Raw genomic sequence first — 25,735 nt, 5'->3', positions numbered from 1 at the left:
CTTTTTTTTGGTCTTAGAGCAGTGCAAGGCTGCCTGTAATCATACCACTCACCGCCACCAGCGCACCGGTCAGCCAAAGGGCTTTTGCCGGGAAGGTTTGACGCAGCATGACAAGCGACGGCAGGCTCACGGCAGGCAGCGTAATTAACAGCGCTAACGCTGGCGCCATCCCCATCCCCGCCATCATCAGGGTTTGCACAATTGGAATTTCAGCCGCCGTTGGAATCACGAACAGGCACCCGACGACCGCCATGGCAATGACCCACAGGATCGTATTATCAATGGCGCCATCAGCATGCGGGAAAAGCCAGACCCGCGCCGCGCCCAGAATCAGCACCGCCAGAATATAGACCGGGATAGTGCTCCAGAAAAGCTGCCAGAGCGCCTTTCCCCAGCGCGTCAGGAAACTGCCCTGCGGCTCAGGAATGTCAATATCGACCGGCGCTGCGGGTTGCGCAGACTCTTTCACCATTTTTTGCACCAGCGACGCGACCACCAGCACGGTAATCAGTCCGGCAACCAGACGAATAAAGGCAAAATACCAGCCGAGAACAAATCCCATGAACACTAGCGTCGCCGGGTTGAGCAAAGGGTTGCCCATCCAGAACGCCAGCGCCCCGCCCATCGAGACACGCTGACGCCGCATCCCAGCCACCACCGGCGCGGCGCAACAGGTACACATCATTCCCGGCAGGGCAAAAAGCGTGCCCAGTAGCGTTCCCTGAAAACGGGGTTGCCCTAACGTACGCAGAAGCCAGTGACGAGGGATCAAGACCTGAATCAGGGAACCGAGAAGGACCCCCAGGACCGCCGCTTTCCAGACCGCCAGAAAGTAAACCAGCGCATAATCCCAGGCCGCTTTTATCGGGCTGGTATCCGCTTGTGCAAGAATAGATTTGCCGATGCTATGGGTTTCAGCCGCGGTGAAGGCCTTACCGTAATACGGCTGCCACTTCACATACCAAAGACCCATAATGACAACGAGAAAGAAAAGCGCGGGCTTCCACCATTGAAACGGTGTTGCCGCCTGAGATGAAGACTGACCAGTCATAGCATTCCCCGGGAAGGATAATTAATTAAGCCGGGGGATATTACGCCTCACCTTGTGCAATTTCACGCAGTTTTCCTGAGGGAATGATATTCACCCCTTCCTGAGAGGGCGATAATGCCTCTTTGAGCATGGCGCGCGCCACGTCCCGGGCATCAATGGATTTCCAGTTTCCCGGTAAAAGCTGGAACAACGGAGCCATCAGCGACTCATTGAACCGGCGCTTCTGGCGATCGCCAAGAAGCATAGAAGGACGCACGATGGTCAGCCGTGGCCACTGCTGTGCGATAAGCGCCTCTTCCATTTCACCTTTCACTTTGTTGTAGAAAAACGGCGAGTGCGCACTGGCCCCTAAGGCGCTGACAACCAGAAAATGGCTGGCACCCAATTTTTTGGCGGTTAATGCGGTGTCGATGACCAGCGTGTAATCCGCATGCACAAAGGCCTCTTTGCTGCCGGCTTCACGGCGGGTGGTGCCCAGACAGCAAAAGGCGATATCAACTGGAGTGGATACCTGCGCCAGCGCATCGGTGAGCTGGGGATCGTGCGGATTGAAAACGTCCGGAATATCGGCCAGCGGCCGACGCGTTGGGGCGGCAATGCCACTCACCCTTTTTTCCTGAATCAGCATACGCAACAGATGATCGCCCACCAGCCCCGTTCCCCCCGTAATCAATACCTGACTCATTTTCTTCCCCTTTCCAGATTTGTCCGTTGGCGATCTCAGCAGGCTGAACCACACTTATCAGTCTGCTCCTGGTAAGTATTTACCACAAACGGAGAAAAATCTGTCTGAAGCCAAAACAACGGAGGAAACATGAGCAAGAAAATTGCGGTCTTGATTACCGACGAGTTTGAAGATTCAGAATTTACGTCGCCTGCGGAAGCGTTCCGCAAGGCCGGACATGACGTGATTACCATTGAGAAAGAAGCCGGGAAAACGGTTAAGGGCCATAAAGGCGAAGCCAGCGTGACCATCGATAAAGCCATTGATGACGTGCGCCCGGCGGACTTTGACGCCCTGCTGCTGCCAGGCGGTCACTCACCGGACTCCCTGCGCGGTGACGAACGCTTTGTCAACTTCACCCGTGATTTTGTCGCCAGCGGCAAACCCGTCTTCGCCATTTGTCACGGGCCGCAGCTGCTGATCAGTGCCGAAGTGGTACGTGGACGTAAGCTAACCGCGGTGAAACCGATCGTTATCGATCTGAAAAATGCCGGTGCTGATTTCTACGATCAGGAAGTGGTGGTTGATAACGATCAGCTGGTCACCAGCCGGACGCCGGACGATCTTCCTGCGTTTAACCGTGAAGCGCTACGCTTGCTCGGCGCGTAACCAGTAAAACTTTTTACCAAACCCCAGCGTGTTGTCGGTGAACTTGAGTTCATCAAGGCGTATCTCCCAGACCGGGGCTGACATCGCGCGGGCCACCGGAAAGCGGCGCAGGTAGCGTTTTCGCTGCGCGTCGCTTTCTTCACCGTCCAGCCGACGGATTTCCCCTGCAAACTGCACGCCGCGGATCAACGCTACCGTTTTAGGTTGTCCGTTAACCGTGCCGGCGACTTTTGTCTGCAGACCGGTCATCTGCGCGTGGCGGGTTTTATCCTCGCTCAGGACATAAAAAGCGACGCGTTCAGGGTCGTACACATAGAACGCATTAGCGCACCACATCTCCCCTTTCTCCTGCACACACCAGGTGACAACGTGCTGCTTTGCCAGCCAGCGATTAATGGTGGCCAGAGTTTCCATTTTTGCTCTCTCCCATGCTATCGTGCGTTCACCTTAACATACTGAATTTTTGTATCGTGTGCTGGTTTCTCTATCTTGTCCGAACGGCCAATAATGCGCTCTACACGGGCATAACGACCGATGTTGGCCGCCGCTTCCTCGAGCATCAATGTGGAAAAGGGGCTAAAGCGTTGCGGGGCAAGGGTGAACTCACGCTGGCGTTTTCAGCGCCCGTGGGGGAACGCTCGCTGGCGTTACGAATGGAATATCGCATTAAGCAGCTCACGAAGCGCCAGAAAGAGCGCCTCGTCGCCGGAGACGGTTCTTTTGAGGCGCTACGCGAAAGCCTGCTTAAAACCGATTAAAGTGATCGTGATACTCAACCAGCCCGCTGACGCCATTAAGCGCGTCATCTGCCAGAGGATGAAGCTGGAAAGCCGCTTCGGTGCCCGGCCAGCGACAGCGCAGATCGTGATGCGCGGCCTGCTTAAAGCCTAAACGCCGGTAAAATTCCGGATCGCCCAGCGTGACGACGGCGGCATAGCCAAATTCGTTCAGCGAATCCAGCCCTTCATAGACCAGCTGACGCGCCAGCCCCTGACCGCGATAATTTTCATCGACCGCCAGCGGTGCCATACCGACCCATTGCAGCTCTTCACCCTCGACAGAAACGGGGCTAAAAGCGACATAGCCGACCACGTGGCCTTCGTCGTCAGTGGCCACCAGGCCCAGCGTGATCAGTCCATCTTCACGCAGATCCTGGACCAGCCGCGCTTCGCTATCATCCGGAAACGATCGGCGTAAAAGTGCATCAATGCCCGGGGCATCAATGCCAATTTCAACTCGAATCAGCATGGCTCACCTACTGAAGTGTGTTTACTCTCTGGCGGGGTTTTCAGCCCAGCCTCAACAAAATCGGCCATCTGCATCAGCACCAGCCTGAGCGGCTTTGGCATCTGATCCAGCTCAATGGCATCCATCAAATTTTTGACGTACAGACCCAGTTCAGTATCCCCTTCGATGACCAGCCGACGCTGGAAGAAGAGCGTATCCGGATCCTGTTTACGGGCGGCAATCATCAGCAAATCGCTGGCATCCGCGCTAAAACTCACGTCGGCGTCCGCACAAGGACTGACGATCAAACGGCCGTCTTCAACGGAGGTGAACCAGCGCAAACCGATGTCGCGTACTTCAATGCTCAACCAGCGCCCTTCCAGAAATGCCAGTTCGCCCTCTTCAAGCGCCTGACGAAACTGCCAGCTTAGCATTTGCTCAAGCACCTGGCGCTTAAGCGCGAACGGCGCCAGTTTTACCGGCACGCTCAGCAGTGACGGACCAAAGTGTACGAGACGTGAACGCAGTTTATCCAGCACGAGCTTACTCCCTGATTTCGATAGTCCAGTTATTTTGCCACATCCAGCCGCCACGATAGCGGCGTAAATCAACAAACTGGCATCGCGTTAATTCCATTATTGGTGACATCAATACGCCATTAGCTGCCTTAAATCAAAAATTGTCGCATGGAGGTTAATTAAAATCCCCGTTCGTTAACAATTTTGCGCCCTCAGGGGCGGCAAACGTCAGGATAAATTATGGAGCTGCTCTGCCCGGCCGGAAATCTTCCGGCACTTAAGGCGGCCATCGAAAACGGCGCCGATGCGGTTTATATCGGACTGAAAGATGACACGAATGCCCGCCACTTTGCTGGTCTTAACTTCACGGAGAAAAAACTCCAGGAAGCCGTCAATTTTGTTCACCAGCACCGCCGCAAGCTGCATATTGCCATCAATACCTTTGCACATCCTGATGGCTATGCCCGCTGGCAACGCGCCGTGGATATGGCGGCTCAGTTAGGCGCGGATGCCTTAATCCTTGCCGACCTCGCGATGCTTGAGTATGCCGCAGAACGTTATCCGCATATTGAGCGCCATGTCTCTGTTCAGGCTTCCGCGACCAATGAGGAGGCCGTACGGTTTTATCATCAGCATTTTGACGTGGCCCGCGTAGTTTTGCCCCGCGTGCTCTCCATTCATCAGGTGAAGCAACTGGCACGCGTCTCGCCTGTGCCTCTGGAAGTGTTTGCCTTTGGCAGTTTGTGCATCATGGCCGAAGGGCGGTGCTACCTCTCTTCCTATTTAACCGGTGAATCCCCTAATACGGTTGGGGCGTGCTCCCCTGCCCGTTTCGTGCGCTGGCAACAAACCCCGCAGGGGCTGGAGTCTCGCCTGAACGACGTGCTGATCGACCGTTATCAGGACAATGAAAACGCCGGGTACCCGACGCTGTGCAAAGGGCGTTATCTGGTGGACGGCGAGCGTTACCATGCGCTGGAGGAGCCCACCAGCCTTAATACGCTGGAGCTCCTGCCTGAACTGCTGGCGGCCAACATCGCTTCGGTAAAAATCGAAGGACGCCAGCGTAGCCCGGCCTACGTCAGTCAGGTGGCAAAAGTCTGGCGTCAGGCCATCGACCGCTGTATGGCCGATCCACAACATTACGCCCCTCAGGCAGCGTGGATGGAGACTTTGGGCGCGATGTCCGAAGGGACACAAACCACGCTTGGCGCCTACCACCGTAAATGGCAGTGAGAAAATCGATGAAATATTCCTTAGGGCCAGTGCTCTACTATTGGCCAAAAGAGACGCTGGAAGATTTTTACCAGCAGGCTGCCACGAGCAGTGCCGACGTCATTTATCTTGGCGAAACCGTGTGCAGTAAACGCCGCGCCACGAAAGTGGGCGACTGGCTGGAGATGGCTAAAAGCCTGGCCGGCAGCGGGAAGCAGGTGGTCCTGTCCACGCTGGCGCTGGTGCAGGCATCTTCTGAGCTGGGCGAACTGAAGCGTTACGTTGAGAACGGCGAGTTTCTTATCGAAGCCAGCGATCTGGGCGTGGTGAACATGTGTGCCGAACGCAAGCTGCCGTTTGTCGCGGGCCATGCGCTGAACTGCTATAACGCGGTGACGCTGCGCCTGCTGCTAAAACAGGGAATGACGCGCTGGTGTATGCCCGTCGAGCTCTCACGTGACTGGCTGGCGAACCTGCTGACCCAGTGTGACGAACTGGGTATCCGCGATCGGTTTGAGGTGGAAGTGTTGAGCTATGGGCACCTGCCGCTGGCCTACTCCGCTCGCTGCTTTACCGCACGTTCGGAAGATCGCCCGAAAGACGAATGTGAGACGTGCTGCATAAAGTATCCCAATGGGCGCAACATGCTGTCACAGGAAAATCAGCAAGTCTTTGTGCTGAACGGCATTCAGACCATGAGCGGCTATGTCTACAACCTGGGCAACGAGTTAACCTCAATGGAAGGTCTGGTGGACATGGTGCGCCTGTCACCGCTGGATACCGGGGTATTCGGCATGCTGGACGCCTTCCGCGCCAACGAAAAGGGAGACGCCCCTTTACCGCTATTGCCCCACAGCGACTGCAATGGTTACTGGAAACGCGTAGCGGGTCTGACGTTGCAGGCGTAAGTTGCCTTTCACGCTTTCAGGCGGTTTTAAGGAGACGGCCTGAAGGATGGGCAGTATAAAGCTCACTTTGTTAACAACGGTTACTCATTTTTAATACACTATTAAATGATTAGCCGTCGACAAAGTGAGCTGTTATGACTGAGAAAACCATTCCGTTTTCGGTGCTGGACCTGGCACCGATCCCCGAAGGATCGTCCGCCAGAGAAGCGTTCTCGCACTCTCTGGATCTCGCCCGCCTCGCTGAAAAACGGGGCTATCAGCGCTACTGGCTGGCTGAACACCACAACATGGTCGGCATCGCCAGCGCAGCCACCTCTGTGCTGCTGGGTTACCTTGCGGCAAATACCACGACGCTGCACCTCGGCTCCGGCGGCGTGATGCTGCCTAACCACTCCCCACTGGTGATTGCCGAGCAGTTTGGCACGCTGAATACGCTCTACCCGGGACGCATTGATTTAGGTCTTGGCCGTGCCCCCGGAAGCGATCAACCGACCATGCGCGCGCTGCGTCGCCACATGAGCGGTGACGTGGATAATTTCCCACGCGATGTGGCGGAGCTGGTCGACTGGTTTGATGCGCGCGATCCGAATCCGCAGGTGCGCCCGGTGCCGGGCTACGGCGAAAAAATCCCGGTCTGGCTGCTGGGTTCAAGCCTGTACGGCGCGCAACTCGCGGCACAGCTTGGGTTGCCGTTTGCCTTTGCTTCGCACTTTGCGCCGGACATGTTGCATCAGGCGCTCCATCTGTATCGCACTCACTTCCAGCCTTCCGAGCGCCTGGAAAAACCTTATGCCATGGTGTGTATCAACATCGTCGCCGCCGACAGCGTTCGCGACGCAGAATTTTTATTCACCTCCATGCAACAGGCCTTTATGAAGCTGCGCCGGGGTGAAACCGGGCAGTTACCGCCGCCGGTTGAGAATATGCATCAGCTATGGTCTGCATCAGAGCAGTACGGCGTCCAGCAGGCGTTACGTATGTCGCTGGTGGGCGATAAAGCCAAGGTGCGCCACGGCCTGGAAGCGGTTCTGCGCGAAACGCAAGCCGATGAGATCATGGTTAACGGCCAGATTTTCGATCATCAGGCGCGTTTGCATTCGTTTGATTTGGCGATGCAGGTGAAAGAAGAGCTGTTAGGGTAATGCGATAAGTCCCCCCTCTCCCGCAGGGAGAGGGGGTCGAGACAGGTTACTGATAGACAGGTAACAGATTAAAGCTCGACAGGACGTGGACCAGCGCGTTACCCACACCGAACACCAGAATCAGCGCAATCATCGGCTTACCGCCCCAGACGCGGAATTTCGGGCTACCAAAGCGTTTACGTGATTTGCGTGCCAGCAGCGCCGGAACAATCGCCGCCCAGATGGTTGCGGCAAGCCCGGCATAGCCAATGGCGTAGAGGAAACCGTTCGGCCACAGCAGGCCACCGATAACCGGCGGCAGGAAGGTCAGCAGCGCCGTTTTGAAGCGCCCCATCGCTGAGTCATCAAACCCAAACAGATCGGCCAGATAGTCAAACAGGCCCAGCGTTACGCCCAGGAATGAACTGGCCACCGCGAAGTTAGAGAAGACGACCAGCAGTAAATCCAGACTGCGGCTGTTCAGCACGCCGCTAAGCGTCTGTACCAGCACGTCAATGTTGCCGCCCTTCTGGGCAATACCTATAAATTCCGGACGCGGAATGTTACCCATGGTCCCCAGCAACCAAATCACATACAGCGCCAGCGCCAGCAGCGTGCCATATACCAGGCAGCGGATAATGGTGCGAGGGTCCTTACCGTAATACTTCATCAGGCTCGGCACGTTACCGTGATAGCCAAACGAGGCCAGACAGAACGGCAGGGTCATGAGCAGATACGGTGAATAGGACGCGTTGCTTTCGGCCACGTTAAACAAGGTGGCAGGCGTTACGTGCCCCAGCAGGCTGCCAAAGGTCAGGAAGAAGGTGATGACCTTTGCACCCAGTACAATCGCAGTCATCCGGCTGACGGCTTTGGTGCTCATCCAGACGATGAAGGCCACCCCCAGCGCAAAGCATAATCCAGCCAGACGGGCCGGCACGTTTAGCGACATCCCGGCAAAGGTATGGTGCAAAATCGACCCGCTGGCAGAGATATAGGCGTAGGTGAGAATGTAGAGCACAAAGGCAATTGAGAGTCCGTTGACCAGATTCCAGCCCTTGCCGAGCAAATCTTTAGTGATGGTGTCGAAGCTCGACCCGATGCGGTAGTTAAGGTTAGCTTCCAGGATCATTAATCCCGAATGCAGCATACAGAACCAGGTAAACACCAGTGCCGCCAGCGACCAGAAGAACCACGCACCGGACATCACAACGGGCAGCGAAAACATGCCTGCGCCAATTATTGTGCCGCCGATGATCACCACGCCGCCGAGCAGCGAGGGTGATGTTTGGGTGGTGGTAAGTGTCGCCATACAGCCTTTTCTCCAGTGAATAATAGTGCAAGCAGATTTTATGCTGTCGCACTGTACCAGTACAAGAGTACAAAGGGAATAAAAAAAGCCCCGATAGTGATATCGGGGCTGTAATTATTACTTTACGGCGTTAGCGTAAGGCTTATGCGTCACGACGACGAACAGGACCTTCTTCACGACGTGGACCGCGGTTTTCACGGCGTTCACCGCTGAAGCGACCTGCACCGCCTGCTGGCGCTGCGCCATCACGACGAGGACCACGACCGCCTTCACGACGTTCACCGCCACCGAAGCTACGACGCTCACCCGCTGGACGATCGCCACCACGACGTTCTGGACGTGGCTGTGCATCACCCATCAGCTGCATGTTCATCGGCTTGTTCAGGATGCGGGTACGCGTAAAGTGCTGCAGAACTTCACCCGGCATGCCTTTTGGCAATTCGATGGTGGAGTGAGTACCGAACAGCTTGATGTTACCGATGTAACGGCTGCTGATATCACCTTCGTTCGCAATGGCACCCACGATATGACGAACTTCAACGCCATCATCACGGCCCACTTCAATACGGTACAGTTCCATATCGCCTGCGTCACGACGCTCACGACGTGGACGGTCTTCACCACCGCGCTCTGGACGGTCGCCACGTGGGCCACGCTCAGGACGGTCACCGCGACGGTCACCACGATCGTCACGATCGCGGAATTCACGTTTAGGACGCATCGGTGCATCAGGTGGCACGATCAGAGCACGTTCGCCCTGTGCCATCTTCAGCAGAGCCGCAGCCAGCGTTTCGATATCCAGCTCATCTTCAGAAGATGGCTGAATTTTTGCCAGCAGCGCACGGTACTGATCCAGATCGCTGCTTTCCAGCTGCTGCTGAACTTTAGCGGCGAATTTCTCCAGGCGGCGTTTGCCCAGCAGTTCTGCGTTAGGCAGTTCTACTTCTGGAATGGTCAGCTTCATGGTGCGTTCAATGTTACGCAGCAGACGACGCTCGCGGTTCTCAACGAACAGCAGCGCACGGCCCGCACGACCTGCACGACCGGTACGGCCGATACGGTGAACGTAAGATTCAGAGTCCATCGGGATGTCGTAGTTAACCACCAGGCTAATACGCTCAACGTCCAGACCACGTGCCGCAACGTCTGTTGCAATCAGGATATCCAGACGACCGTCTTTCAGACGCTCCAGAGTCTGCTCACGCAGGGACTGGTTCATGTCACCGTTCAGCGCAGCACTGTTATAGCCGCTACGTTCCAGGGCTTCAGCCACTTCCAGGGTCGCGTTTTTGGTACGAACGAAGATAATCGCCGCATCAAAATCTTCTGATTCCAGGAAACGAACCAGCGCTTCGTTTTTACGCATACCGTACACAGACCAGTAGCTCTGGCTGATGTCCGGGCGAGTGGTTACGCTGGACTGGATACGCACTTCCTGCGGATCCTTCATGAAACGACGGGTAATACGACGGATCGCTTCTGGCATTGTTGCAGAGAACAGAGCGGTCTGATGACCTTCCGGGATCTGCGCCATAATTGTTTCTACGTCTTCGATGAAGCCCATGCGGAGCATTTCGTCAGCTTCATCCAGCACCAGACCGCTCAGTTTAGAGAGGTCCAGGGTACCGCGCTTCAGGTGATCCAACAGACGGCCCGGCGTACCGACAACAATCTGTGGACCCTGACGCAGGGCACGTAACTGCACGTCATAACGCTGGCCGCCGTAAAGGGCTACCACGTTCACGCCGCGCATGTGTTTAGAGAATTCAGTCATTGCTTCCGCCACCTGAACAGCGAGTTCACGGGTCGGAGCCAATACGAGGATCTGCGGTGCACGCAGTTCCGGATCGATGTTGTGCAGCAGCGGCAGCGAGAACGCTGCGGTTTTGCCGCTACCAGTCTGGGCCATGCCCAGCACGTCACGACCAGACAACAGATGTGGGATACATTCTGCCTGGATCGGAGATGGTTTTTCGTAACCCAGATCGGTAAGGGCTTCAAGGATGGGAGCCTTCAGGCCCAGATCTGCAAAAGTGGTTTCGAATTCAGCCATGTAGTACAAGTGCCTCGATATTAATGGCGGCCAGTCTACATAACTCGTCGTGAAAATAATTAGCAATTTTCATTGAAAAGTGTGAACCGGCTCAAAGTAGGTGTATTGACGAACAACAACGCCCTCACCAGTTAAGGTGATGGCAATCAAAAGATTACGGGCTGATGTGTATGTCGTCAGCTATTGCTGGTCCGATTCTGCCAGGTCATCTTGCTCCTGGCCCAAGAGCGATAATTCCAACAATGCATAACGGTGCTCAACGAAGTTGTGTACGTTGTTAGCAACCGCTAATTTGAACAGTGCCGTAGCGCTGTCCATATCCCCCAGACTTAGGTAGTACTTACCTAAATAGAAGTTGGTTTCACTGAGATGCTCAGCGAGCGAGGTGTTATCCGTTGCGTTCGCCTTGAGGCGTTCCATCAGCGTAGCTTCGCTAATGTTCCCCAGGTAGAACTCGACAATGTTCCATCCCCACTGCTCCTTGTCCGATTTTTCGAAACGCTGCTTCAGCGCTTCTTTTGCCTGCTTCTCATTGAGCTTCTGCTCAACGATGTAAAGCCACAGGACACGGAAAGGATCATTAGGATCGTCTTGATAAAACGCCAGCAGATCATCTTGCGCTAACTTGTCACGACCGCCGTAATACAATGCGATACCGCGATTCAAGTGCGCGTAGTTGTAAGTTGGATCAAGCTCAAGTACAGAATCAAACGCTTCATAGGCAGCATCAAAATTGCCTGCCTGCGTTAAGTATATGCCTAAGTAATTGAATACTTCAGGCATATCAGGTCGAATTGCCAGCGCTTGTGAAAAATCATTTCGCGCTAATGCCCTCAGACCGAGACTATCATACAACACTCCGCGCTCATATAAAAGCTGTGCGCGTTCATCATCGGTTAAAGCCCGACTGGCAAGTATTTGTTCCATGCGTGCCAGGATCACTTCCTGTTGCAAAGTCGGTTGCAATGGCACTGCGAGGACTTCGCTCTTACGCCAGGCAGAGTTGCTGCATCCTGCCAGCGTTAAAGCTGTCGCAACGAAACACCAGCGCAAAAAAGGCTTCATTTCCTACTCCCGAAGACAACTGTTGGATGACGTCCTGTCCCCCGGCGGCTTAACAAGGCGTCCTGCCTGATAATAAGCCCCCCGCTAACGCGGAGGGCAAATCGCTACCTTACTCGCCTTGTTCTGCAGCTGGCGCTTCTGGCGCTGCGGCAGGAGACTGCTCGGTGGCTTCTTTAATGCTCAGACGGATGCGGCCCTGGCGGTCAACTTCCAGAACTTTAACCGGAACTTCCTGACCCATCTGCAGGTAATCGGTCACTTTCTCAACGCGCTTGTCAGCGATCTGAGAGATGTGAACCAGACCTTCTTTACCGCCACCGATGGCAACGAATGCGCCAAAGTCAACGATACGGGTCACTTTACCGCTGTAGATACGGCCTACTTCGATTTCTGCGGTGATCTCTTCGATACGACGAATCGCGAATTTCGCTTTTTCGCCGTCGGTCGCTGCGATCTTCACAGTACCGTCATCTTCGATTTCGATGGTTGTGCCGGTTTCTTCGGTCAGAGCACGGATAACAGAACCGCCTTTACCGATAACGTCTTTGATTTTGTCCGGGCTGATCTTAATGGTGTGGATACGTGGAGCGAACTGAGAAATGTCGCCACGTGGCGCGTTAATCGCCTGTTCCATCACGCCCAGGATGTGCAGACGTGCACCTTTAGCCTGGTTCAGCGCAACCTGCATGATCTCTTTGGTGATACCTTCAATTTTGATATCCATCTGCAGCGCAGAGATACCTTCGCGGGAACCCGCTACTTTGAAGTCCATATCGCCCAGGTGATCTTCGTCGCCCAGAATGTCAGACAGTACAACATAGTTGTCGCCTTCTTTCACCAGACCCATTGCGATACCCGCAACGGCGGCTTTGATCGGCACGCCTGCATCCATCAGCGCCAGAGATGCGCCACACACGGAAGCCATTGAAGAAGAACCGTTGGATTCGGTGATTTCAGACACCACACGAACGGTGTACGGGAATTTGTCTGCTTCCGGCATCACTGCCAGTACGCCACGCTTCGCCAGACGACCGTGACCAATTTCACGACGCTTAGGCGAGCCAACCATACCGGTTTCACCTACGGAGTACGGAGGGAAGTTATAGTGGAACAGGAAGCTGTCGGTGCGATCGCCCATCAGTTCGTCAATGTTCTGCGCATCACGTGCGGTACCCAGGGTCGCGGTAACCAGCGCCTGCGTTTCGCCACGGGTGAACAGTGCAGAGCCGTGAGTACGTGGCAGAACGCCAGTACGCACATCCAGACCACGGATCATGTCTTTTTCACGGCCATCGATACGCGGCTCGCCTGCCAGAACGCGGCTACGAACAGCATTTTTCTCGATAGCGTGCAGGATTTCGCTCAGTTCGTTCGCGTCCAGAGACTCGTCTTCTGCTACCAGCGTTGCGATGGTTTCAGATTTGATTGCGTCAATCTGTGCGTAACGTTCTTGCTTGTCGGTGATGCGGTAAGCATCGCTCAGACGTGCTTCAGCCAGGGCAGCAACGCGCGCGTTCAGCGCTTCGTTTACGGCTTCAGGCTGCCAGTCCCAGCGTGGTTTACCCGCTTCGTTAACCAGATCTTTGATGTTCTGGATAACAACCTGCTGCTGCTCATGGCCAAAGACCACAGCGCCCAGCATCTGGTCTTCGCTCAGCAGTTCTGCTTCGGATTCAACCATCAGAACGGCGGCTTCGGTACCGGCAACAACCAGGTCCAGCTTGCTCTCTTTGAGCTCATCCTGCGTTGGGTTCAGAACGTACTGGTCGTTAATGTAGCCAACACGAGCAGAACCGATAGGACCGTTGAACGGAATACCAGACAGAGACAGCGCAGCAGATGCGCCGATCATTGCCACGATGTCCGGGTTAACCTGTGGGTTAACGGAAACAACGGTCGCGATAACCTGAACTTCGTTGACGAAGCCTTCCGGGAACAGCGGACGAACCGGGCGGTCAATCAGACGCGCAATCAGGGTTTCGCCTTCGCTTGGACGGCCTTCACGACGGAAGAAGCCACCCGGGATTTTACCGGCAGCGTAAGTACGCTCCTGGTAGTTGACGGTCAGCGGGAAGAAGTCCTGACCTGGTTTAGCTTTCTTCTGGCCAACAACGGTCACGAATACGGCGGTGTCATCCATGCTTACCATTACGGCAGCGGTCGCCTGACGCGCCATCATGCCGGTTTCCAGGGTGACGGTATGCTGACCATACTGGAATTTACGAACGATCGGATTCAGCAAAATTCTGTCCTTTCTTAAATGAATGACAGCACACCCACGGTGTGCTGTCGATTTAACCGGACCTTCTTCGCATCCTCGCGACTAATGACAACCGACACCCCCATGGGTGAAGCCTCTCATTAGCCGCGCGAACCTCTGCAATGAAGATCATTTATAGCAACAATACAATAGTTTCCAGTGAATTGCTGCCGTCTGGTTGAAAAAAGGGGCCATCAGGCCCCTTTTTCTGAAACTCGCAAGACTTAGCGACGCAGACCCAGACGCTCGATCAGCGCGGTGTAGCGTGCAACATCTTTACGTTTCAGGTAGTCGAGCAGTTTACGACGCTGAGAAACCATACGCAGCAGACCACGACGGCTGTGGTGATCTTTTTTGTGCTCTGCAAAGTGACCCTGCAGGTGGTTAATCTGTGCAGTCAGCAGTGCAACCTGAACTTCGGTAGAACCGCTGTCGTTAGTACCACGACCGAACTCGGAAACGATTTTAGCTTTAGCTTCAACGCTTAGAGACATGATGAACTCCAAAAAATAAAGAATGTAAGGATGCCGATCTCTAATTCAGCAATCCCAGTGTACGCCCGGCAAGTTGTTAAACAATTTACCTGGCGTTAAGCGGCGATATTCTACCCGTCTCCCCTGCTTATCGCAAGGCACGTAAAATTCTTATAACGGATATTCTACCACCAGACGACGTGGGGCAACGCGGCCTTCATCGTCCATTTCACCCATACCGATGAATTTGTTTTCTTCGCCTTCCGTCACGCGCACCAGCCCCGTATGCGGCGCATTATTCGTGCGCACGGGGTTGCCGTTTTTAAAGTAAACGGAGGAGGTCAGCGGTAAGTTGACCACCGGGAAATCCGAGGCCGGGCTGTCCATCGGCATCAGGAGCGGGTCTAACAGGTCAGCCGGATCAACGCCCTGCTCTTCTGCCTGCTCAACCAGCCCACGGAGATGGTCAAGCGTGACCATACGCTCAACGGGATACTTACTCACGGCCAGGCGACGCAGGTAAATCACATGCGCACCGCAGCCGAGTTTTTCACCCAGATCGTCGATGATGGTCCGAATATAGGTGCCTTTCGAGCAGTGCACTTCCAGCTCAAGCTCATCCCCTTCGTGACGAATAAACAGCAATTCATACACGGTAATCGGGCGAGCTTCACGCGGGACGTCAATGCCCTGGCGCGCATATTCGTAAAGCTTTTTCCCCTGATACTTCAGCGCGGAGTACATCGAAGGAATTTGTTCGATATCGCCCCGGAAGCTTTCCAGGGCGGCATCCAGCTGTTCGCTGCTGAAATTCACCGGGCGTTCTTCGACAATCTGACCATCCGCATCGGAGGTGTCCGTGCGTTGGCCCAGTTTTGCGATCACGCGATAGCGTTTATCAGAGTCGAGCAAGTACTGCGAAAACTTGGTGGCTTCACCGAGGCAAACAGGCAGCATGCCGGTTGCCAGCGGATCCAGCGCGCCCGTGTGCCCGGCGCGGTTAGCGTTGTAGAGACGCTTTACCTTTTGCAGCACGTCGTTGCTGGAGGCCCCCTGAGGTTTGTCCAGCAACAGCACACCGTGCACGTCGCGACCGCGACGACGAGGACGACTCATCAGTCCTCCTTGCTGTCATCCGCCGGGTTCACACGACGTTCATCGTCATGTTTCACCACGCTGGTCACCAGATTGGACATGCGCATCCCTTCAACCAGCGAGTTATCGTAGAAGAAGGTCAGCTCTGGCACGATACGCAGACGCATCGCTTTACCGAGCAGAGAGCGGATGAAACCAGACGCTTCCTGCAACGCTTTGATACCGTTTTTAACCGCCGCTTCGTCCTGGTCGTTCAGGAACGTCACGAACACTTTGGCATACGCCAGGTCACGCGACATTTCAACGCCCGATACGGTCGTCATCATACCCAAACGCGGGTCTTTGATTTCGCGCTGCAGAATGAGAGCGATTTCTTTCTGCATCTCCTGCCCTACGCGCTGTGGGCGACCAAATTCTTTCGCCATAATAAATTCTCCAGACAAAAAAGGGGCAATAAGCCCCTTTAAGAATAATTGCCGGGTGGCGCTTTGCTAACCCGGCCTACATCGAAGATTAAGCGATTGAACGCTGGATTTCGATGATCTCGAATACTTCGATCATATCGCCAACGCGAACGTCGTTGTAGTTCTTAACACCGATACCACATTCCATGCCGTTACGGACTTCGTTAACGTCATCTTTGAAGCGGCGCAGGGATTCCAGCTCGCCTTCATAGATAACCACGTTGTCACGCAGTACGCGGATTGGGTTATGACGCTTAATCGTGCCTTCAGTGACCATACAGCCCGCGATCGCACCGAATTTCGGTGATTTGAACACGTCACGCACTTCAGCCAGACCAATGATCTGCTGTTTCAGTTCTGGAGACAGCATGCCGCTCATCGCTGCTTTCACTTCGTCGATCAGATGGTAGATGACGGAGTAGTAACGCAGATCCAGGCTTTCTGCATCAATAACTTTACGTGCAGAGGCATCCGCACGAACGTTAAAGCCAACCAGAATGGCGTTGGAAGCCGCAGCCAGGGTTGCGTCGGTTTCGGTGATACCACCTACGCCAGAACCGATGATCTTCACTTTCACTTCGTCGGTAGACAGTTTCAGTAAGGAATCGGAAATCGCTTCAACAGAACCCTGAACGTCCGCTTTCAGTACGACGTTCACTTCGTGAACTTCGCCGTCGGTCATGTTCGCGAACATGTTTTCAAGTTTGGATTTCTGCTGACGAGCCAGTTTAACTTCACGGAATTTGCCCTGACGGTACAGTGCAACTTCACGCGCTTTCTTCTCGTCACGCACAACGGTCACTTCATCACCGGCAGCAGGCACACCTGACAGACCGAGGATTTCCACTGGAATGGATGGACCGGCTTCCAGAACTTCCTGACCCAGTTCGTTACGCATCGCACGAACACGGCCATATTCAAAGCCACACAGAACGATGTCGCCTTTGTTCAGCGTACCTTCACGGACCAGCACCGTAGCAACCGGGCCACGACCTTTATCCAGGAAGGATTCGATCACTGCGCCGCTTGCCATACCGTTGCGAACCGCTTTCAGTTCCAGAACTTCAGCCTGCAGCAGGATAGCGTTCAGCAGGTCATCAATACCGGTACCCGCTTTCGCAGACACAGGGATGAACTGAGACTCACCGCCCCACTCTTCTGGCATCACACCGTACTGGGACAGTTCGTTTTTAACGCGATCCATGTCCGCTTCAGGCTTATCGATTTTGTTCACCGCAACAACGACTGGCACCTGCGCCGCTTTCGCGTGCTGGATTGCTTCAATCGTCTGCGGCATCACGCCATCGTCCGCCGCGACAACCAGAACAACGATATCCGTTGCCTGCGCACCACGAGCACGCATAGAGGTAAACGCGGCGTGGCCCGGGGTATCCAGGAAGGTGATCATGCCGTTTTCGGTTTCTACGTGGTAAGCACCGATATGCTGGGTAATACCACCCGCTTCGCCGGAGGCCACTTTCGTAGAACGAATGTAGTCGAGGAGTGAGGTTTTACCGTGGTCAACGTGACCCATGATGGTCACAACCGGTGCGCGTGCTTCTGCCGCAGCGCCAGTATCACGGTCGCTCATTACCGCTTCTTCCAGCTCGTTTTCACGACGCAGGATAACTTTGTGGCCCATCTCTTCAGCAACCAGCTGCGCGGTTTCCTGATCGATAACCTGGTTAATGGTTGCCATCGCACCCAGCTTCATCATCGCTTTGATGACCTGAGAGCCTTTAACAGCCATTTTGTTAGCCAGTTCGCCAACGGTGATGGTTTCGCCGATCACAACGTCACGGTTAACGGCCTGCGCTGGCTTCTGGAAGCCCTGCTGCAGGGTTGAACCTTTACGCTTGCCGCCTTTACCACCACGACCTGCTGCACGTGCTTCTTCACGGTCAGCTTTAGATTCAGCGTGCTTGTTGCCTTTCTTCTGAGGACGCGCTGCTTTAGCTGCAGTGCGCGTACGGCTACGACCCGCTTCTACTTCGCGATCGTTTTCGTCTTCAGCCTGGCGAGCATGCTGAGAAGTGGTAACGTGATAATCGCTCTTATCTTCGTCACCCTTCGCTTTCTCTTGTTCTGCCCACACGCCTGCATTTTCTTCAGCCATACGACGGGCTTCTTCCGCTACACGACGTGCATCTTCTTCAAGCTTACGACGTGCTTCTTCTTCCGCTTTACGCTTCAGCTCGGCAGCTTCATTTTCGCGTCGGGCTTTTTCTGTCTGGGCAGTTTTGGTCATTTCGTCTGTCTGTTGATTGCTCACTTTGTCTTTTTCCGCGGCGTCGCGCTTCGCTTTTTCACTTGCGTCGCGTTTCGCTTTTTCTGCGGCCTCACGTTCAGCTTTTAATTCTGCCTCACGTTTAGCGGTTGCTTCCGCCTCACGCTGAGCTTGTTCTTCCGCTTCACGCTGTGCCTGCTCTTCCGCGGCCAGGCGTTCAGCCTCTTGCGGATCACGTTTTACAAAGGTGCGTGTCTTGCGGACTTCGATTTGTACCGATTTACTTTTTCCACCGGTACCGGGAATGTTTAACGTGCTACGCGTTTTGCGCTGCAGCGTCAACTTGTCAGGCGTAGAACCGTGTTCACGGTTCAGGTGCGCTAACAAGGTTTGTTTTTCTTGCGCGGTCACTGAGTCATCAGCAGACTTCGGGATCCCTGCATCAGCAAATTGCTGTACCAGGCGGTCCACAGGGGTCTGAATTTCAGCAGCCAGTGATTTTACAGTTACATCAGTCATGCTGTTCCTTCCTGCTACAGTTTATTACGCTTCGTCGCCGAACCAGCAAATATTACGTGCGGCCATGATGAGTTCGCCGGCTTTCTCGTCGGTTAAACCTTCGATATCAGCCAGGTCATCAACGCCTTGTTCAGCGAGATCTTCCAGCGTACAAACACCACGGGCAGCCAGCTTGAACGCAATCGCACGATCAAGACCTTCCAGATTTAGCAGGTCGTCAGCTGGCTTGTTATCACCAAGGCTTTCTTCCTGAGCCAGTGCCAGGGTGGTCAGTGCGTTTTTAGCGCGTTCACGCAGGGCTTCAACGGTTGCTTCATCCAGGCCGTCGATTTCCAGCAGTTCTTTCATTGGCACGTAGGCCAGTTCTTCCAGCGTAGAGAAACCTTCTTCTACCAGAACAGTGGCGAAATCTTCGTCAATATCCAGGTATTTCGTAAAGGTATCGATCGCTGCATGGGCTTCAGCCTGGTGCTTCGCCTGCAGGTCGTCAACGGTCATCACGTTGAGGTCCCAGCCGCTCAGCTGTGAGGCCAGGCGAACGTTCTGACCGTTACGGCCAATCGCCTGCGCCAGGTTACCGGCTTCCACGGCGATATCCATGGTGTGCTTGTCTTCGTCAACAACGATAGACGCAACATCCGCTGGCGCCATGGCATTGATCACGAACTGCGCTGGGTTATCGTCCCAAAGCACGATATCAATACGCTCGCCGCCGAGTTCAGTCGATACCGCCTGAACGCGCGCGCCGCGCATACCGACGCAAGCACCTACTGGATCGATACGCTTGTCATTGGTTTTCACCGCGATTTTCGCACGAGAACCCGGATCGCGGGCCGCAGCTTTAATCTCGAGAACTTCTTCACCAATTTCTGGCACTTCAATGCGGAACAGTTCGATCAGCATTTCAGGTTTAGAACGGGTCACAAACAGCTGTGCACCACGCGCTTCTGGGCGCACGGCGTAGAGAACACCGCGGATACGGTCACCCGGGCGGAAGTTCTCACGCGGCAACATATCTTCGCGCAGGATAACGGCTTCAGCATTGTTACCCAAATCAAGCGCAATGTTGTCGCGGTTCACTTTCTTCACCACACCCGTGATGATTTCACCTTCGTGCGAACGGAACTGATCAACCACCATAGCGCGCTCAGCTTCACGTACTTTCTGTACGATAACCTGCTTAGCCGTTTGGGTGGTGATACGGTCGAAGGTCACAGATTCAATCTGGTCTTCAACGTATTCGCCGACATTAAAGCTTTCATCTTCGAAACGCGCCGCTTCCAGAGTGATCTCTTTCGTTGGCTGAGTCACTTCTTCAACGATGACCCAACGGCGGAAGGTATCGAAATCACCGCTCTTACGATCGATTTCTACGCGGACGTCAATTTCTTGTTCGTATTTTTTCTTGGTTGCTGTAGCCAGGGCACTTTCCAGCGCTTCGAAAATCTTCTCGCGCGGCAGTGATTTCTCATTGGAGACGGCTTCAACAACAGCCAAAATTTCTTTGTTCATCGCGGGCTTTTCACCTCAATCCAGACTGTTAAAAGTGGGGAACCAGGTTCGCCTTCTGGATATTACTCAGCGCGAACACTTCATCTTTGCCTTCGACTGTCACCGTGATCATTTCACCATCAACGGCTTTGATAATACCCTGCCATTTACGGCGGTTCTGCACAGCCATGCGCAGAACGAGAGCCACTTCCTCACCGGTATAGCGCGTGTAGTGTTCTGCCGTGAACATAGGTCGTTCGAGACCAGGCGAGGAAACTTCCAGGTTATAGGCAACCGTAATCGGGTCTTCAACATCAAGGACCGCACTTACCTGGTGGCTGACATCAGCACAATCATCAACATTGATGCCATCTTCACTATCAATGTAGATGCGCAGCGTGGATGTGCGGCTGCGAATAAATTCGATGCCGACCAGTTCGTAGCCCAGTGCTTCGACTGGTGCTTTAATCATCTCTGTTAATTTTTGGTCTAATGTGGACAAGCCCACCCCCAAGACGTAAAAAAAGGGCATAAAGCCCAGTTATTCTGTAGTCAGATAACAAAAAACCCCGATAAATCGGGGCTTTAGATAACTGAACCCTATAGCCGCAACTGCGGCCTGGAGCACTTTCTGAAAGAATTTTTTCAAATCCAGCTACGAAGCCTCTATGTCTTCACAGTATATTTGAAAAAAAACTTTACGGGAAAGTGGTTGCGGGGGCCGGATTTGAACCGACGACCTTCGGGTTATGAGCCCGACGAGCTACCAGGCTGCTCCACCCCGCGCCTGAAACGTGGCAAATTTTACTCGTTTTGGGTAAAAAATGCAAATAATGCTGGGATTTGGTACCGAGGACGGGACGTTAAATCGGCGTTCAGTATATTGATAGTTAACCCCGCCTGTCAACCCTGCATCCTCCAGGGCAAACCAGAGGAATTTTTTACAAAAAAGACACGAATCTCTTCCGGTCACCGACAAAAGATGATTAAATGAAAACTCACTTATTTTGCATAAACATGCAAAGAGAGCGAGAGCAGCCTCTCATCCGTCCATCAAGCAGGGTTTTATTTTATGACGACGATTCTCAAGCATCTTCCGGTAGGACAACGTATAGGCATCGCTTTTTCAGGCGGCCTCGATACCAGCGCTGCACTGCTGTGGATGCGCCAAAAGGGAGCGGTTCCTTATGCATATACTGCGAACCTCGGTCAGCCAGATGAGGAAGACTACGATGCCATTCCTCGTCGCGCCATGGAATATGGTGCAGAGAACGCACGTCTGATTGATTGCCGTAAGCAGCTGGTTGCTGAAGGCATCGCTGCCATTCAGTGCGGCGCTTTCCACAATACGACCGGTGGCCTGACCTATTTCAATACGACCCCGCTGGGCCGTGCGGTAACCGGCACCATGCTGGTTGCCGCCATGAAAGAAGATAACGTGAACATCTGGGGCGACGGCAGCACCTATAAAGGCAACGATATCGAGCGTTTCTATCGTTATGGCCTGCTGACCAATGCTGAATTGCAGATTTACAAACCGTGGCTGGATACCGATTTTATCGATGAGCTGGGCGGCCGTCATGAAATGTCCGAGTTTATGATCGCCTGCGGTTTTGACTACAAGATGTCGGTAGAAAAAGCGTACTCCACCGACTCCAACATGCTGGGCGCGACGCACGAAGCAAAAGATCTGGAATTCCTGAACTCCAGCGTGAAGATCGTTAACCCAATCATGGGCGTGAAGTTCTGGGATGAAAGCGTCAACATTCCGGCAGAAGAAGTCACCGTTCGTTTCGAGCGTGGTCACCCGGTTGCGCTGAACGGCCAAACCTTCCCGGATGATGTTGAACTGATGCTGGAAGCAAACCGTATCGGTGGACGTCACGGCCTGGGAATGAGCGATCAGATTGAAAACCGTATCATCGAAGCGAAAAGCCGTGGCATCTATGAAGCCCCGGGAATGGCGCTGCTGCATATCGCTTACGAGCGTCTGCTGACCGGTATTCATAATGAAGACACCATTGAGCAGTATCACTCTCACGGTCGTCAGCTGGGTAAACTGCTGTATCAGGGCCGCTGGTTCGATCCGCAGGCACTGATGCTGCGTGACGCGCTGCAGCGCTGGGTGGCAAGCGCCATCACCGGCGAAGTGACGCTGGAGCTGCGTCGTGGTAACGACTACTCCATTCTGAATACCGTGTCTGACAATCTGACCTATAAAGCAGAGCGTCTGACCATGGAGAAAGGCGAGTCGGTGTTCTCCCCGGACGATCGTATTGGTCAGCTGACCATGCGTAACCTGGACATCACCGATACCCGCGAGAAGCTGTTCAACTACGTTGAGAATGGCTTACTGTCGGCAAGCACCGGTAACGGTCTGCCACAGGTTGAAAACCTGGAGCACAGCGACAAGAAGTAATCGCTGAGATGAAATGCATAAGGCGTCCGATGGACGCCTTTTTTATGCGCTTTTGTCGGGCATAAAGCACGGTGCCTCCCGGCCTGTACATCACAAAAAGTACAGACGAAAAAAAAGACGTCTTGCGACGTCTTTTTTCTGGAATATTGGTACCGAGGATGGGACTCGAACCCACAAGCCCGTTAGGGCACTACCACCTCAAGGTAGCGTGTCTACCAATTCCACCACCTCGGTACAGATACTTCTCTTAGTGTGGGATATCGCTGGTCGGCTTAGCCGGTTCAGCTGGCTGAGTCTGCTCAGTTTTAGCCGGAGCACTCAGATTTTCCCACTCGCTTCCTTTGCTGGTCTTGTTGCTGTTGATATTGCCCAGCGCCAGACTGATGATGAAGAACAAGGTCGCCAGAATCGCCGTTGAGCGGGTCATGAAGTTCGAAGAACCACTTGAACCAAACAGCGTACCGGAAGCGCCTGCTCCGAAGGAGGCTCCCATATCAGCGCCTTTACCTTGCTGCAGCATGATCAGCGCTACCAGAGCGATGGCTACAATAAGGAAAACAACTAAAAGAGCTTCGTACATAATCAACCTGTTCCTTGCGGATTTGCCGCATACCAATGCTTCGACCAATTAGCAGGAAATTGTGTTTCCCACTGAAGCGGGTGTGAATACTAACCAAAGCGAATCACCTTCGCAAGGGCATTTTCAGTGCATTGTATCAACTGCGGAAAAAATCAGCAAAATGAAATGAAAACCCACCTTAAAACAATGCGCTGATGCCGATAATGGTTACTTTTTCGCGCTTACATCACTGCTTTGCACTTTTTGAAGTTTATATTTGCCGAACTTTTTCACGATCTGCCAGTTGCCATCATCCGTTTCAACGATCTCCTGGGGCGAATACATCGCCATTTTACGCCCAATACGAACACCAAACTGCAGCGTTTCCCCTTCACCGGCGACAACCGCAATCGTGGGGGTCATATCAACAGGTTCAGGTGCAACAGCGGGTGCCGCCACGCTGTCAGCGTGGGTCTCGCGCCGCCCCGCTTCAGGGTCCAGACGATCAAAAAGTAAGGTCATGGGGTCCAGCAACTGATGTTCATGGCTGATTTCCAGATGGAGATGCGGTCCATCGGTACGGCCCGTACTGCCGGACAGCGCGATGATATCGCCCTTCTTCACAAACTGATTTTTTACATACAGCATTTTATTCAGATGGAGATACCGGCTGCTCCAGCCATCCGCATGACGCAGCGTCATATAGATGCCGGTCACGGGGCCATAACCTGTCTCAACCACCATCCCATCCGCAATCGCCAACACGTCGCTATTGGTTGCGGCACGTAAATCAACCCCTTCATGGCGCATAAACGAGTGAATGATGGGGTGATAGCGCATGCCATAGGGCGATGTCACATAAGGTTCGCCCTTCAGAGGGAAGATAAAATGCTGTCCCTGCGCCTGTTGCGTTAAGAGCGGTTTCCAGGTAGGGGCCGGTGCGCTACTCGTAGGGATAGTGGCATTCATCACCGAGAAGACGTTGCTCGCCGCCGTCCCGCCGTCCATTTGCACGGTTTCATCGTCTGCTGCCGTATCCGTTGTTGCGTCGTCCGTTTCCGGATGACTTAAAGAAGATGCTTCCACCTTCAGCTGTGCGGGATCGAATGCTACCTCTTCTGTTTCCTCTTCAGTCACCGGATCGGCTTGTGGCCTGATCACCGTAATTGCATGCTCGCAGGAGATAGAACCGGAATAGTTCAGTTCAGTCGCATGATTCCAGTTTGCCAACATACGACGCATCAGATACTGCGAAAAACAGTAGTCCGGCCCCGGAATGTAGACCGCCAGAGGGCGTAAATGAGACGGTTTCGGCAAGTAGCGTCCTAACCACGCCTCATAATCGTTTGCGGCGGCATACGCGATGCCCTGCAACGCGTCGCTGCACTGTGCTTTCGCGGACGGGCGCAACGCCAGATTATCAGGATAGGTCTCCCGGTCGTGGAGCACCTGAGTAAAATGGTGAAACGTGGGGTAGAGGCACTCTGCCCCCACCGACGAGGTCGGATGCAGCGTCAGCAGCACGCCTGACAAAAGCAAAAAAGACATTAATTTAGCACCTCCGTGTGCATAATAATGACGGCAGCGATCGCGATGGCCGGGCCAAAGGGAATATAACCGCCATCGGTTTCCTGACTTTTACTGCGTCGGGCCATCAGCCAGCGCAATAAAAAGAACACTGCCCCCAGCGCCGCAGACCCCAGCATCAGGTGGGCGATGTTCTCACTCCCCACCCAGGCTGCACAGGCTGCAAAGAGCTTGACGTCCCCGTTGCCGAAACCTTCCTTGTGGGTAATCCATGCAAATCCTCTTGCCATCACCCAGCTAAAGGCCCAGATAAACGCCGCTCCGATAACACAATCCCGGGGTGAAACCGGAATGAGGTTTCTGACCGAGGCAATCAACCCCGCCCACAGCAGCAGGTAGACCAGGCTATCCGGCAGAATAAACGTTTTTAAATCGATCATTGCCAGCGTATAGAGCACGCTAAAAAAGAGCGCGAAAAAAGCGATCTGCAGCACGCTGTATTGCGGGTAATAGCAAAAAACCAGCAGGAAATACCCTACCCCAATCAGCGCTTCGCTTAAGGGGTATTGAAAGGGAATAGCGCATTTGCAGCACCGGCACTTCCCGCGCAGCAAAAGCCAGCTCAGCACGGGGATGTTGTCCCAGGGCTTAATATTCGTCTGGCAGATGGGGCAATGCGATGGCGGCCACCACAGATTGACGTCCGGCAACGTCTTTAACGTTTCGTCATCCGCGGATTCGCGGAACAGCATGACGGGTAAACGATATATCACGACGTTCAGGAAGCTACCAATCAGAAGCCCCAAACCTAACGCCAGCCACGGGTAATACGGCGCAAATAACGCTTCCAGGCGCATTGTTGATTTCCTTATAAATAAATTTGCACAGTATCAGAAGA

The 25,735-nt window shown here is 53.9% G+C and carries 25 protein-coding genes and 2 tRNA genes; 6 read left to right on the top strand and 21 right to left on the bottom strand.

What is annotated here, in order from left to right:
- Positions 1-13 precede the first annotated feature (13 nt).
- Both LZP96_RS12455 and LZP96_RS12450 read right to left on the bottom strand, forming a co-directional pair.
- Entirely contained in the window at positions 14-1,051 is a 1,038-nt protein-coding gene (locus LZP96_RS12455; protein ID WP_064327539.1) for a permease, read from the bottom strand.
- 40 nt (positions 1,052-1,091) lie between these two features.
- Complete coding sequence (locus LZP96_RS12450; RefSeq protein WP_064327540.1) at positions 1,092-1,736, bottom strand: NAD(P)H-binding protein; 645 nt, start codon at positions 1,734-1,736, stop codon at positions 1,092-1,094.
- Between the two features lie 129 nt (positions 1,737-1,865).
- Between LZP96_RS12450 and LZP96_RS12445 the strand changes: the two genes are divergently transcribed.
- Positions 1,866-2,384 carry a type 1 glutamine amidotransferase domain-containing protein gene (locus LZP96_RS12445; RefSeq protein ID WP_064327541.1) on the top strand — a complete coding sequence of 173 codons (519 nt, stop codon included), beginning with the start codon at positions 1,866-1,868 and terminating at the stop codon, positions 2,382-2,384.
- On the opposite strand, the gene LZP96_RS12440 is transcribed toward LZP96_RS12445, so the two are convergent.
- Entirely contained in the window at positions 2,364-2,798 is a 435-nt protein-coding gene (locus tag LZP96_RS12440; RefSeq protein ID WP_064327542.1) for a YhbP family protein, read from the bottom strand. The two genes, LZP96_RS12445 and LZP96_RS12440, sit on opposite strands and share 21 nt — an antisense overlap.
- A 14-nt stretch (positions 2,799-2,812) precedes the next feature.
- Here LZP96_RS12440 and LZP96_RS12435 point away from each other — a divergent pair, with 14 nt between their 5' ends.
- Positions 2,813-3,142 (top strand): GIY-YIG nuclease family protein, encoded by a 330-nt coding sequence (locus LZP96_RS12435; protein ID WP_269466927.1) that lies wholly within the window; start codon positions 2,813-2,815, stop codon positions 3,140-3,142.
- Here the strand turns inward: LZP96_RS12435 and LZP96_RS12430 are convergent.
- Positions 3,129-3,632, bottom strand: coding sequence for a GNAT family N-acetyltransferase (locus LZP96_RS12430; protein ID WP_064327544.1), 504 nt, complete (start codon positions 3,630-3,632; stop codon positions 3,129-3,131). The two genes, LZP96_RS12435 and LZP96_RS12430, sit on opposite strands and share 14 nt — an antisense overlap.
- The gene (gene ubiT, locus LZP96_RS12425; protein WP_064327545.1) at positions 3,626-4,150 is read right to left on the bottom strand and encodes a ubiquinone anaerobic biosynthesis accessory factor UbiT; all 525 of its coding nucleotides are present in this window, start codon (positions 4,148-4,150) and stop codon (positions 3,626-3,628) included. The genes LZP96_RS12430 and ubiT overlap by 7 nt, the downstream gene beginning before the upstream one ends.
- Positions 4,151-4,369: 219 nt before the next feature.
- On the opposite strand from ubiT, the gene ubiU reads away from it, so the two are divergent.
- The 3 genes from ubiU to LZP96_RS12410 all read left to right on the top strand — a co-directional run bounded on the left by ubiU (position 4,370) and on the right by LZP96_RS12410 (position 7,394).
- A complete protein-coding gene (gene ubiU / locus LZP96_RS12420; protein ID WP_064327546.1) occupies positions 4,370-5,365 on the top strand; it encodes a ubiquinone anaerobic biosynthesis protein UbiU in 996 nt (331 codons plus the stop codon).
- An 8-nt stretch (positions 5,366-5,373) separates the two neighbouring features.
- Positions 5,374-6,252 (top strand): U32 family peptidase, encoded by an 879-nt coding sequence (locus LZP96_RS12415; protein WP_064327547.1) that lies wholly within the window; start codon positions 5,374-5,376, stop codon positions 6,250-6,252.
- A gap of 134 nt (positions 6,253-6,386) precedes the next feature.
- On the top strand, positions 6,387-7,394 hold the full coding sequence (locus LZP96_RS12410) for a luciferase-like monooxygenase (protein WP_064327548.1): 1,008 nt from the start codon (positions 6,387-6,389) through the stop codon (positions 7,392-7,394).
- A gap of 46 nt (positions 7,395-7,440) precedes the next feature.
- Here the strand turns inward: LZP96_RS12410 and mtr are convergent, their stop codons facing one another.
- The 12 genes from mtr to LZP96_RS12350 all read right to left on the bottom strand — a co-directional run bounded on the left by mtr (position 7,441) and on the right by LZP96_RS12350 (position 21,118).
- Complete coding sequence (gene mtr / locus LZP96_RS12405; protein WP_064327549.1) at positions 7,441-8,685, bottom strand: tryptophan permease; 1,245 nt, start codon at positions 8,683-8,685, stop codon at positions 7,441-7,443.
- 142 nt (positions 8,686-8,827) lie between these two features.
- Positions 8,828-10,738: a DEAD/DEAH family ATP-dependent RNA helicase gene (locus LZP96_RS12400; RefSeq protein WP_064327550.1), complete on the bottom strand. Its 1,911-nt coding sequence runs from the start codon at positions 10,736-10,738 to the stop codon at positions 8,828-8,830.
- On the bottom strand, positions 10,731-10,811 hold the full coding sequence (yrbN, locus tag LZP96_RS12395; RefSeq protein ID WP_157685377.1) for a protein YrbN: 81 nt from the start codon (positions 10,809-10,811) through the stop codon (positions 10,731-10,733). Before yrbN ends, LZP96_RS12400 begins: the two co-directional genes overlap by 8 nt.
- A 107-nt stretch (positions 10,812-10,918) precedes the next feature.
- Positions 10,919-11,803: a lipoprotein NlpI gene (gene nlpI / locus LZP96_RS12390; protein ID WP_064327551.1), complete on the bottom strand. Its 885-nt coding sequence runs from the start codon at positions 11,801-11,803 to the stop codon at positions 10,919-10,921.
- A 109-nt stretch (positions 11,804-11,912) separates the two neighbouring features.
- Entirely contained in the window at positions 11,913-14,045 is a 2,133-nt protein-coding gene (pnp, locus tag LZP96_RS12385) for a polyribonucleotide nucleotidyltransferase (protein ID WP_064327552.1), read from the bottom strand.
- A gap of 242 nt (positions 14,046-14,287) precedes the next feature.
- Complete coding sequence (gene rpsO / locus LZP96_RS12380; protein WP_003861789.1) at positions 14,288-14,557, bottom strand: 30S ribosomal protein S15; 270 nt, start codon at positions 14,555-14,557, stop codon at positions 14,288-14,290.
- 150 nt (positions 14,558-14,707) lie between these two features.
- Positions 14,708-15,652, bottom strand: coding sequence for a tRNA pseudouridine(55) synthase TruB (gene truB / locus LZP96_RS12375; protein WP_064327553.1), 945 nt, complete (start codon positions 15,650-15,652; stop codon positions 14,708-14,710).
- Positions 15,652-16,056, bottom strand: coding sequence for a 30S ribosome-binding factor RbfA (rbfA, locus tag LZP96_RS12370; RefSeq protein WP_064327554.1), 405 nt, complete (start codon positions 16,054-16,056; stop codon positions 15,652-15,654). The genes truB and rbfA overlap by 1 nt, the downstream gene beginning before the upstream one ends.
- 88 nt (positions 16,057-16,144) lie before the next feature.
- On the bottom strand, positions 16,145-18,841 hold the full coding sequence (gene infB / locus LZP96_RS12365; RefSeq protein ID WP_064327555.1) for a translation initiation factor IF-2: 2,697 nt from the start codon (positions 18,839-18,841) through the stop codon (positions 16,145-16,147).
- 24 nt (positions 18,842-18,865) lie between these two features.
- Positions 18,866-20,353, bottom strand: coding sequence for a transcription termination factor NusA (gene nusA / locus LZP96_RS12360; protein ID WP_064327556.1), 1,488 nt, complete (start codon positions 20,351-20,353; stop codon positions 18,866-18,868).
- A 28-nt stretch (positions 20,354-20,381) separates the two neighbouring features.
- Entirely contained in the window at positions 20,382-20,834 is a 453-nt protein-coding gene (gene rimP, locus LZP96_RS12355) for a ribosome maturation factor RimP (protein WP_064328193.1), read from the bottom strand.
- A gap of 207 nt (positions 20,835-21,041) precedes the next feature.
- A tRNA-Met gene (locus LZP96_RS12350) sits at positions 21,042-21,118 on the bottom strand.
- A 286-nt stretch (positions 21,119-21,404) separates the two neighbouring features.
- Here LZP96_RS12350 and argG point away from each other — a divergent pair.
- Positions 21,405-22,751: an argininosuccinate synthase gene (argG, locus tag LZP96_RS12345; protein ID WP_064327557.1), complete on the top strand. Its 1,347-nt coding sequence runs from the start codon at positions 21,405-21,407 to the stop codon at positions 22,749-22,751.
- Positions 22,752-22,898: 147 nt separating this feature from the next.
- Here argG and LZP96_RS12340 read toward each other — a convergent pair.
- The 4 genes from LZP96_RS12340 to LZP96_RS12325 all read right to left on the bottom strand — a co-directional run bounded on the left by LZP96_RS12340 (position 22,899) and on the right by LZP96_RS12325 (position 25,694).
- Positions 22,899-22,985: transfer RNA gene (locus tag LZP96_RS12340), tRNA-Leu, on the bottom strand.
- Between the two features lie 13 nt (positions 22,986-22,998).
- Positions 22,999-23,331, bottom strand: coding sequence for a preprotein translocase subunit SecG (gene secG, locus LZP96_RS12335; RefSeq protein WP_064327558.1), 333 nt, complete (start codon positions 23,329-23,331; stop codon positions 22,999-23,001).
- A gap of 207 nt (positions 23,332-23,538) precedes the next feature.
- On the bottom strand, positions 23,539-24,858 hold the full coding sequence (locus tag LZP96_RS12330) for a M23 family metallopeptidase (protein WP_064327559.1): 1,320 nt from the start codon (positions 24,856-24,858) through the stop codon (positions 23,539-23,541).
- The gene (locus LZP96_RS12325; RefSeq protein WP_064327560.1) at positions 24,858-25,694 is read right to left on the bottom strand and encodes a prepilin peptidase; all 837 of its coding nucleotides are present in this window, start codon (positions 25,692-25,694) and stop codon (positions 24,858-24,860) included. The genes LZP96_RS12330 and LZP96_RS12325 overlap by 1 nt, the downstream gene beginning before the upstream one ends.
- Positions 25,695-25,735: the final 41 nt, after the last annotated feature.

The sequence above is a fragment of the Huaxiibacter chinensis genome, from assembly GCF_022171985.1.
Classification (GTDB): domain Bacteria; phylum Pseudomonadota; class Gammaproteobacteria; order Enterobacterales; family Enterobacteriaceae; genus Enterobacter; species Enterobacter chinensis_A.
This window is presented reverse-complemented; position numbering and strand designations above follow the sequence as displayed.

What these genes read in the sequence shown, in the direction of transcription:
- LZP96_RS12435 (WP_269466927.1), top strand. Translation starts at nt 2,813, where the DNA reads ATGCTATCGTGCGTTCACCTTAACATACTGAATTTTTGTATCGTGTGC.
- LZP96_RS12325 (WP_064327560.1), bottom strand. Translation starts at nt 25,694, where the DNA reads ATGCGCCTGGAAGCGTTATTTGCGCCGTATTACCCGTGGCTGGCGTTA.
- LZP96_RS12415 (WP_064327547.1), top strand. Translation starts at nt 5,374, where the DNA reads ATGAAATATTCCTTAGGGCCAGTGCTCTACTATTGGCCAAAAGAGACG.
- ubiU (WP_064327546.1), top strand. Translation starts at nt 4,370, where the DNA reads ATGGAGCTGCTCTGCCCGGCCGGAAATCTTCCGGCACTTAAGGCGGCC.
- LZP96_RS12330 (WP_064327559.1), bottom strand. Translation starts at nt 24,858, where the DNA reads ATGTCTTTTTTGCTTTTGTCAGGCGTGCTGCTGACGCTGCATCCGACC.
- LZP96_RS12445 (WP_064327541.1), top strand. Translation starts at nt 1,866, where the DNA reads ATGAGCAAGAAAATTGCGGTCTTGATTACCGACGAGTTTGAAGATTCA.
- LZP96_RS12400 (WP_064327550.1), bottom strand. Translation starts at nt 10,738, where the DNA reads ATGGCTGAATTCGAAACCACTTTTGCAGATCTGGGCCTGAAGGCTCCC.
- LZP96_RS12450 (WP_064327540.1), bottom strand. Translation starts at nt 1,736, where the DNA reads ATGAGTCAGGTATTGATTACGGGGGGAACGGGGCTGGTGGGCGATCAT.
- truB (WP_064327553.1), bottom strand. Translation starts at nt 15,652, where the DNA reads ATGAGTCGTCCTCGTCGTCGCGGTCGCGACGTGCACGGTGTGCTGTTG.
- infB (WP_064327555.1), bottom strand. Translation starts at nt 18,841, where the DNA reads ATGACTGATGTAACTGTAAAATCACTGGCTGCTGAAATTCAGACCCCT.
- LZP96_RS12440 (WP_064327542.1), bottom strand. Translation starts at nt 2,798, where the DNA reads ATGGAAACTCTGGCCACCATTAATCGCTGGCTGGCAAAGCAGCACGTT.
- nlpI (WP_064327551.1), bottom strand. Translation starts at nt 11,803, where the DNA reads ATGAAGCCTTTTTTGCGCTGGTGTTTCGTTGCGACAGCTTTAACGCTG.
- LZP96_RS12455 (WP_064327539.1), bottom strand. Translation starts at nt 1,051, where the DNA reads ATGACTGGTCAGTCTTCATCTCAGGCGGCAACACCGTTTCAATGGTGG.
- LZP96_RS12410 (WP_064327548.1), top strand. Translation starts at nt 6,387, where the DNA reads ATGACTGAGAAAACCATTCCGTTTTCGGTGCTGGACCTGGCACCGATC.
- yrbN (WP_157685377.1), bottom strand. Translation starts at nt 10,811, where the DNA reads ATGAAAATTGCTAATTATTTTCACGACGAGTTATGTAGACTGGCCGCC.
- LZP96_RS12430 (WP_064327544.1), bottom strand. Translation starts at nt 3,632, where the DNA reads ATGCTGATTCGAGTTGAAATTGGCATTGATGCCCCGGGCATTGATGCA.
- rbfA (WP_064327554.1), bottom strand. Translation starts at nt 16,056, where the DNA reads ATGGCGAAAGAATTTGGTCGCCCACAGCGCGTAGGGCAGGAGATGCAG.
- argG (WP_064327557.1), top strand. Translation starts at nt 21,405, where the DNA reads ATGACGACGATTCTCAAGCATCTTCCGGTAGGACAACGTATAGGCATC.
- nusA (WP_064327556.1), bottom strand. Translation starts at nt 20,353, where the DNA reads ATGAACAAAGAAATTTTGGCTGTTGTTGAAGCCGTCTCCAATGAGAAA.
- secG (WP_064327558.1), bottom strand. Translation starts at nt 23,331, where the DNA reads ATGTACGAAGCTCTTTTAGTTGTTTTCCTTATTGTAGCCATCGCTCTG.
- rpsO (WP_003861789.1), bottom strand. Translation starts at nt 14,557, where the DNA reads ATGTCTCTAAGCGTTGAAGCTAAAGCTAAAATCGTTTCCGAGTTCGGT.
- mtr (WP_064327549.1), bottom strand. Translation starts at nt 8,685, where the DNA reads ATGGCGACACTTACCACCACCCAAACATCACCCTCGCTGCTCGGCGGC.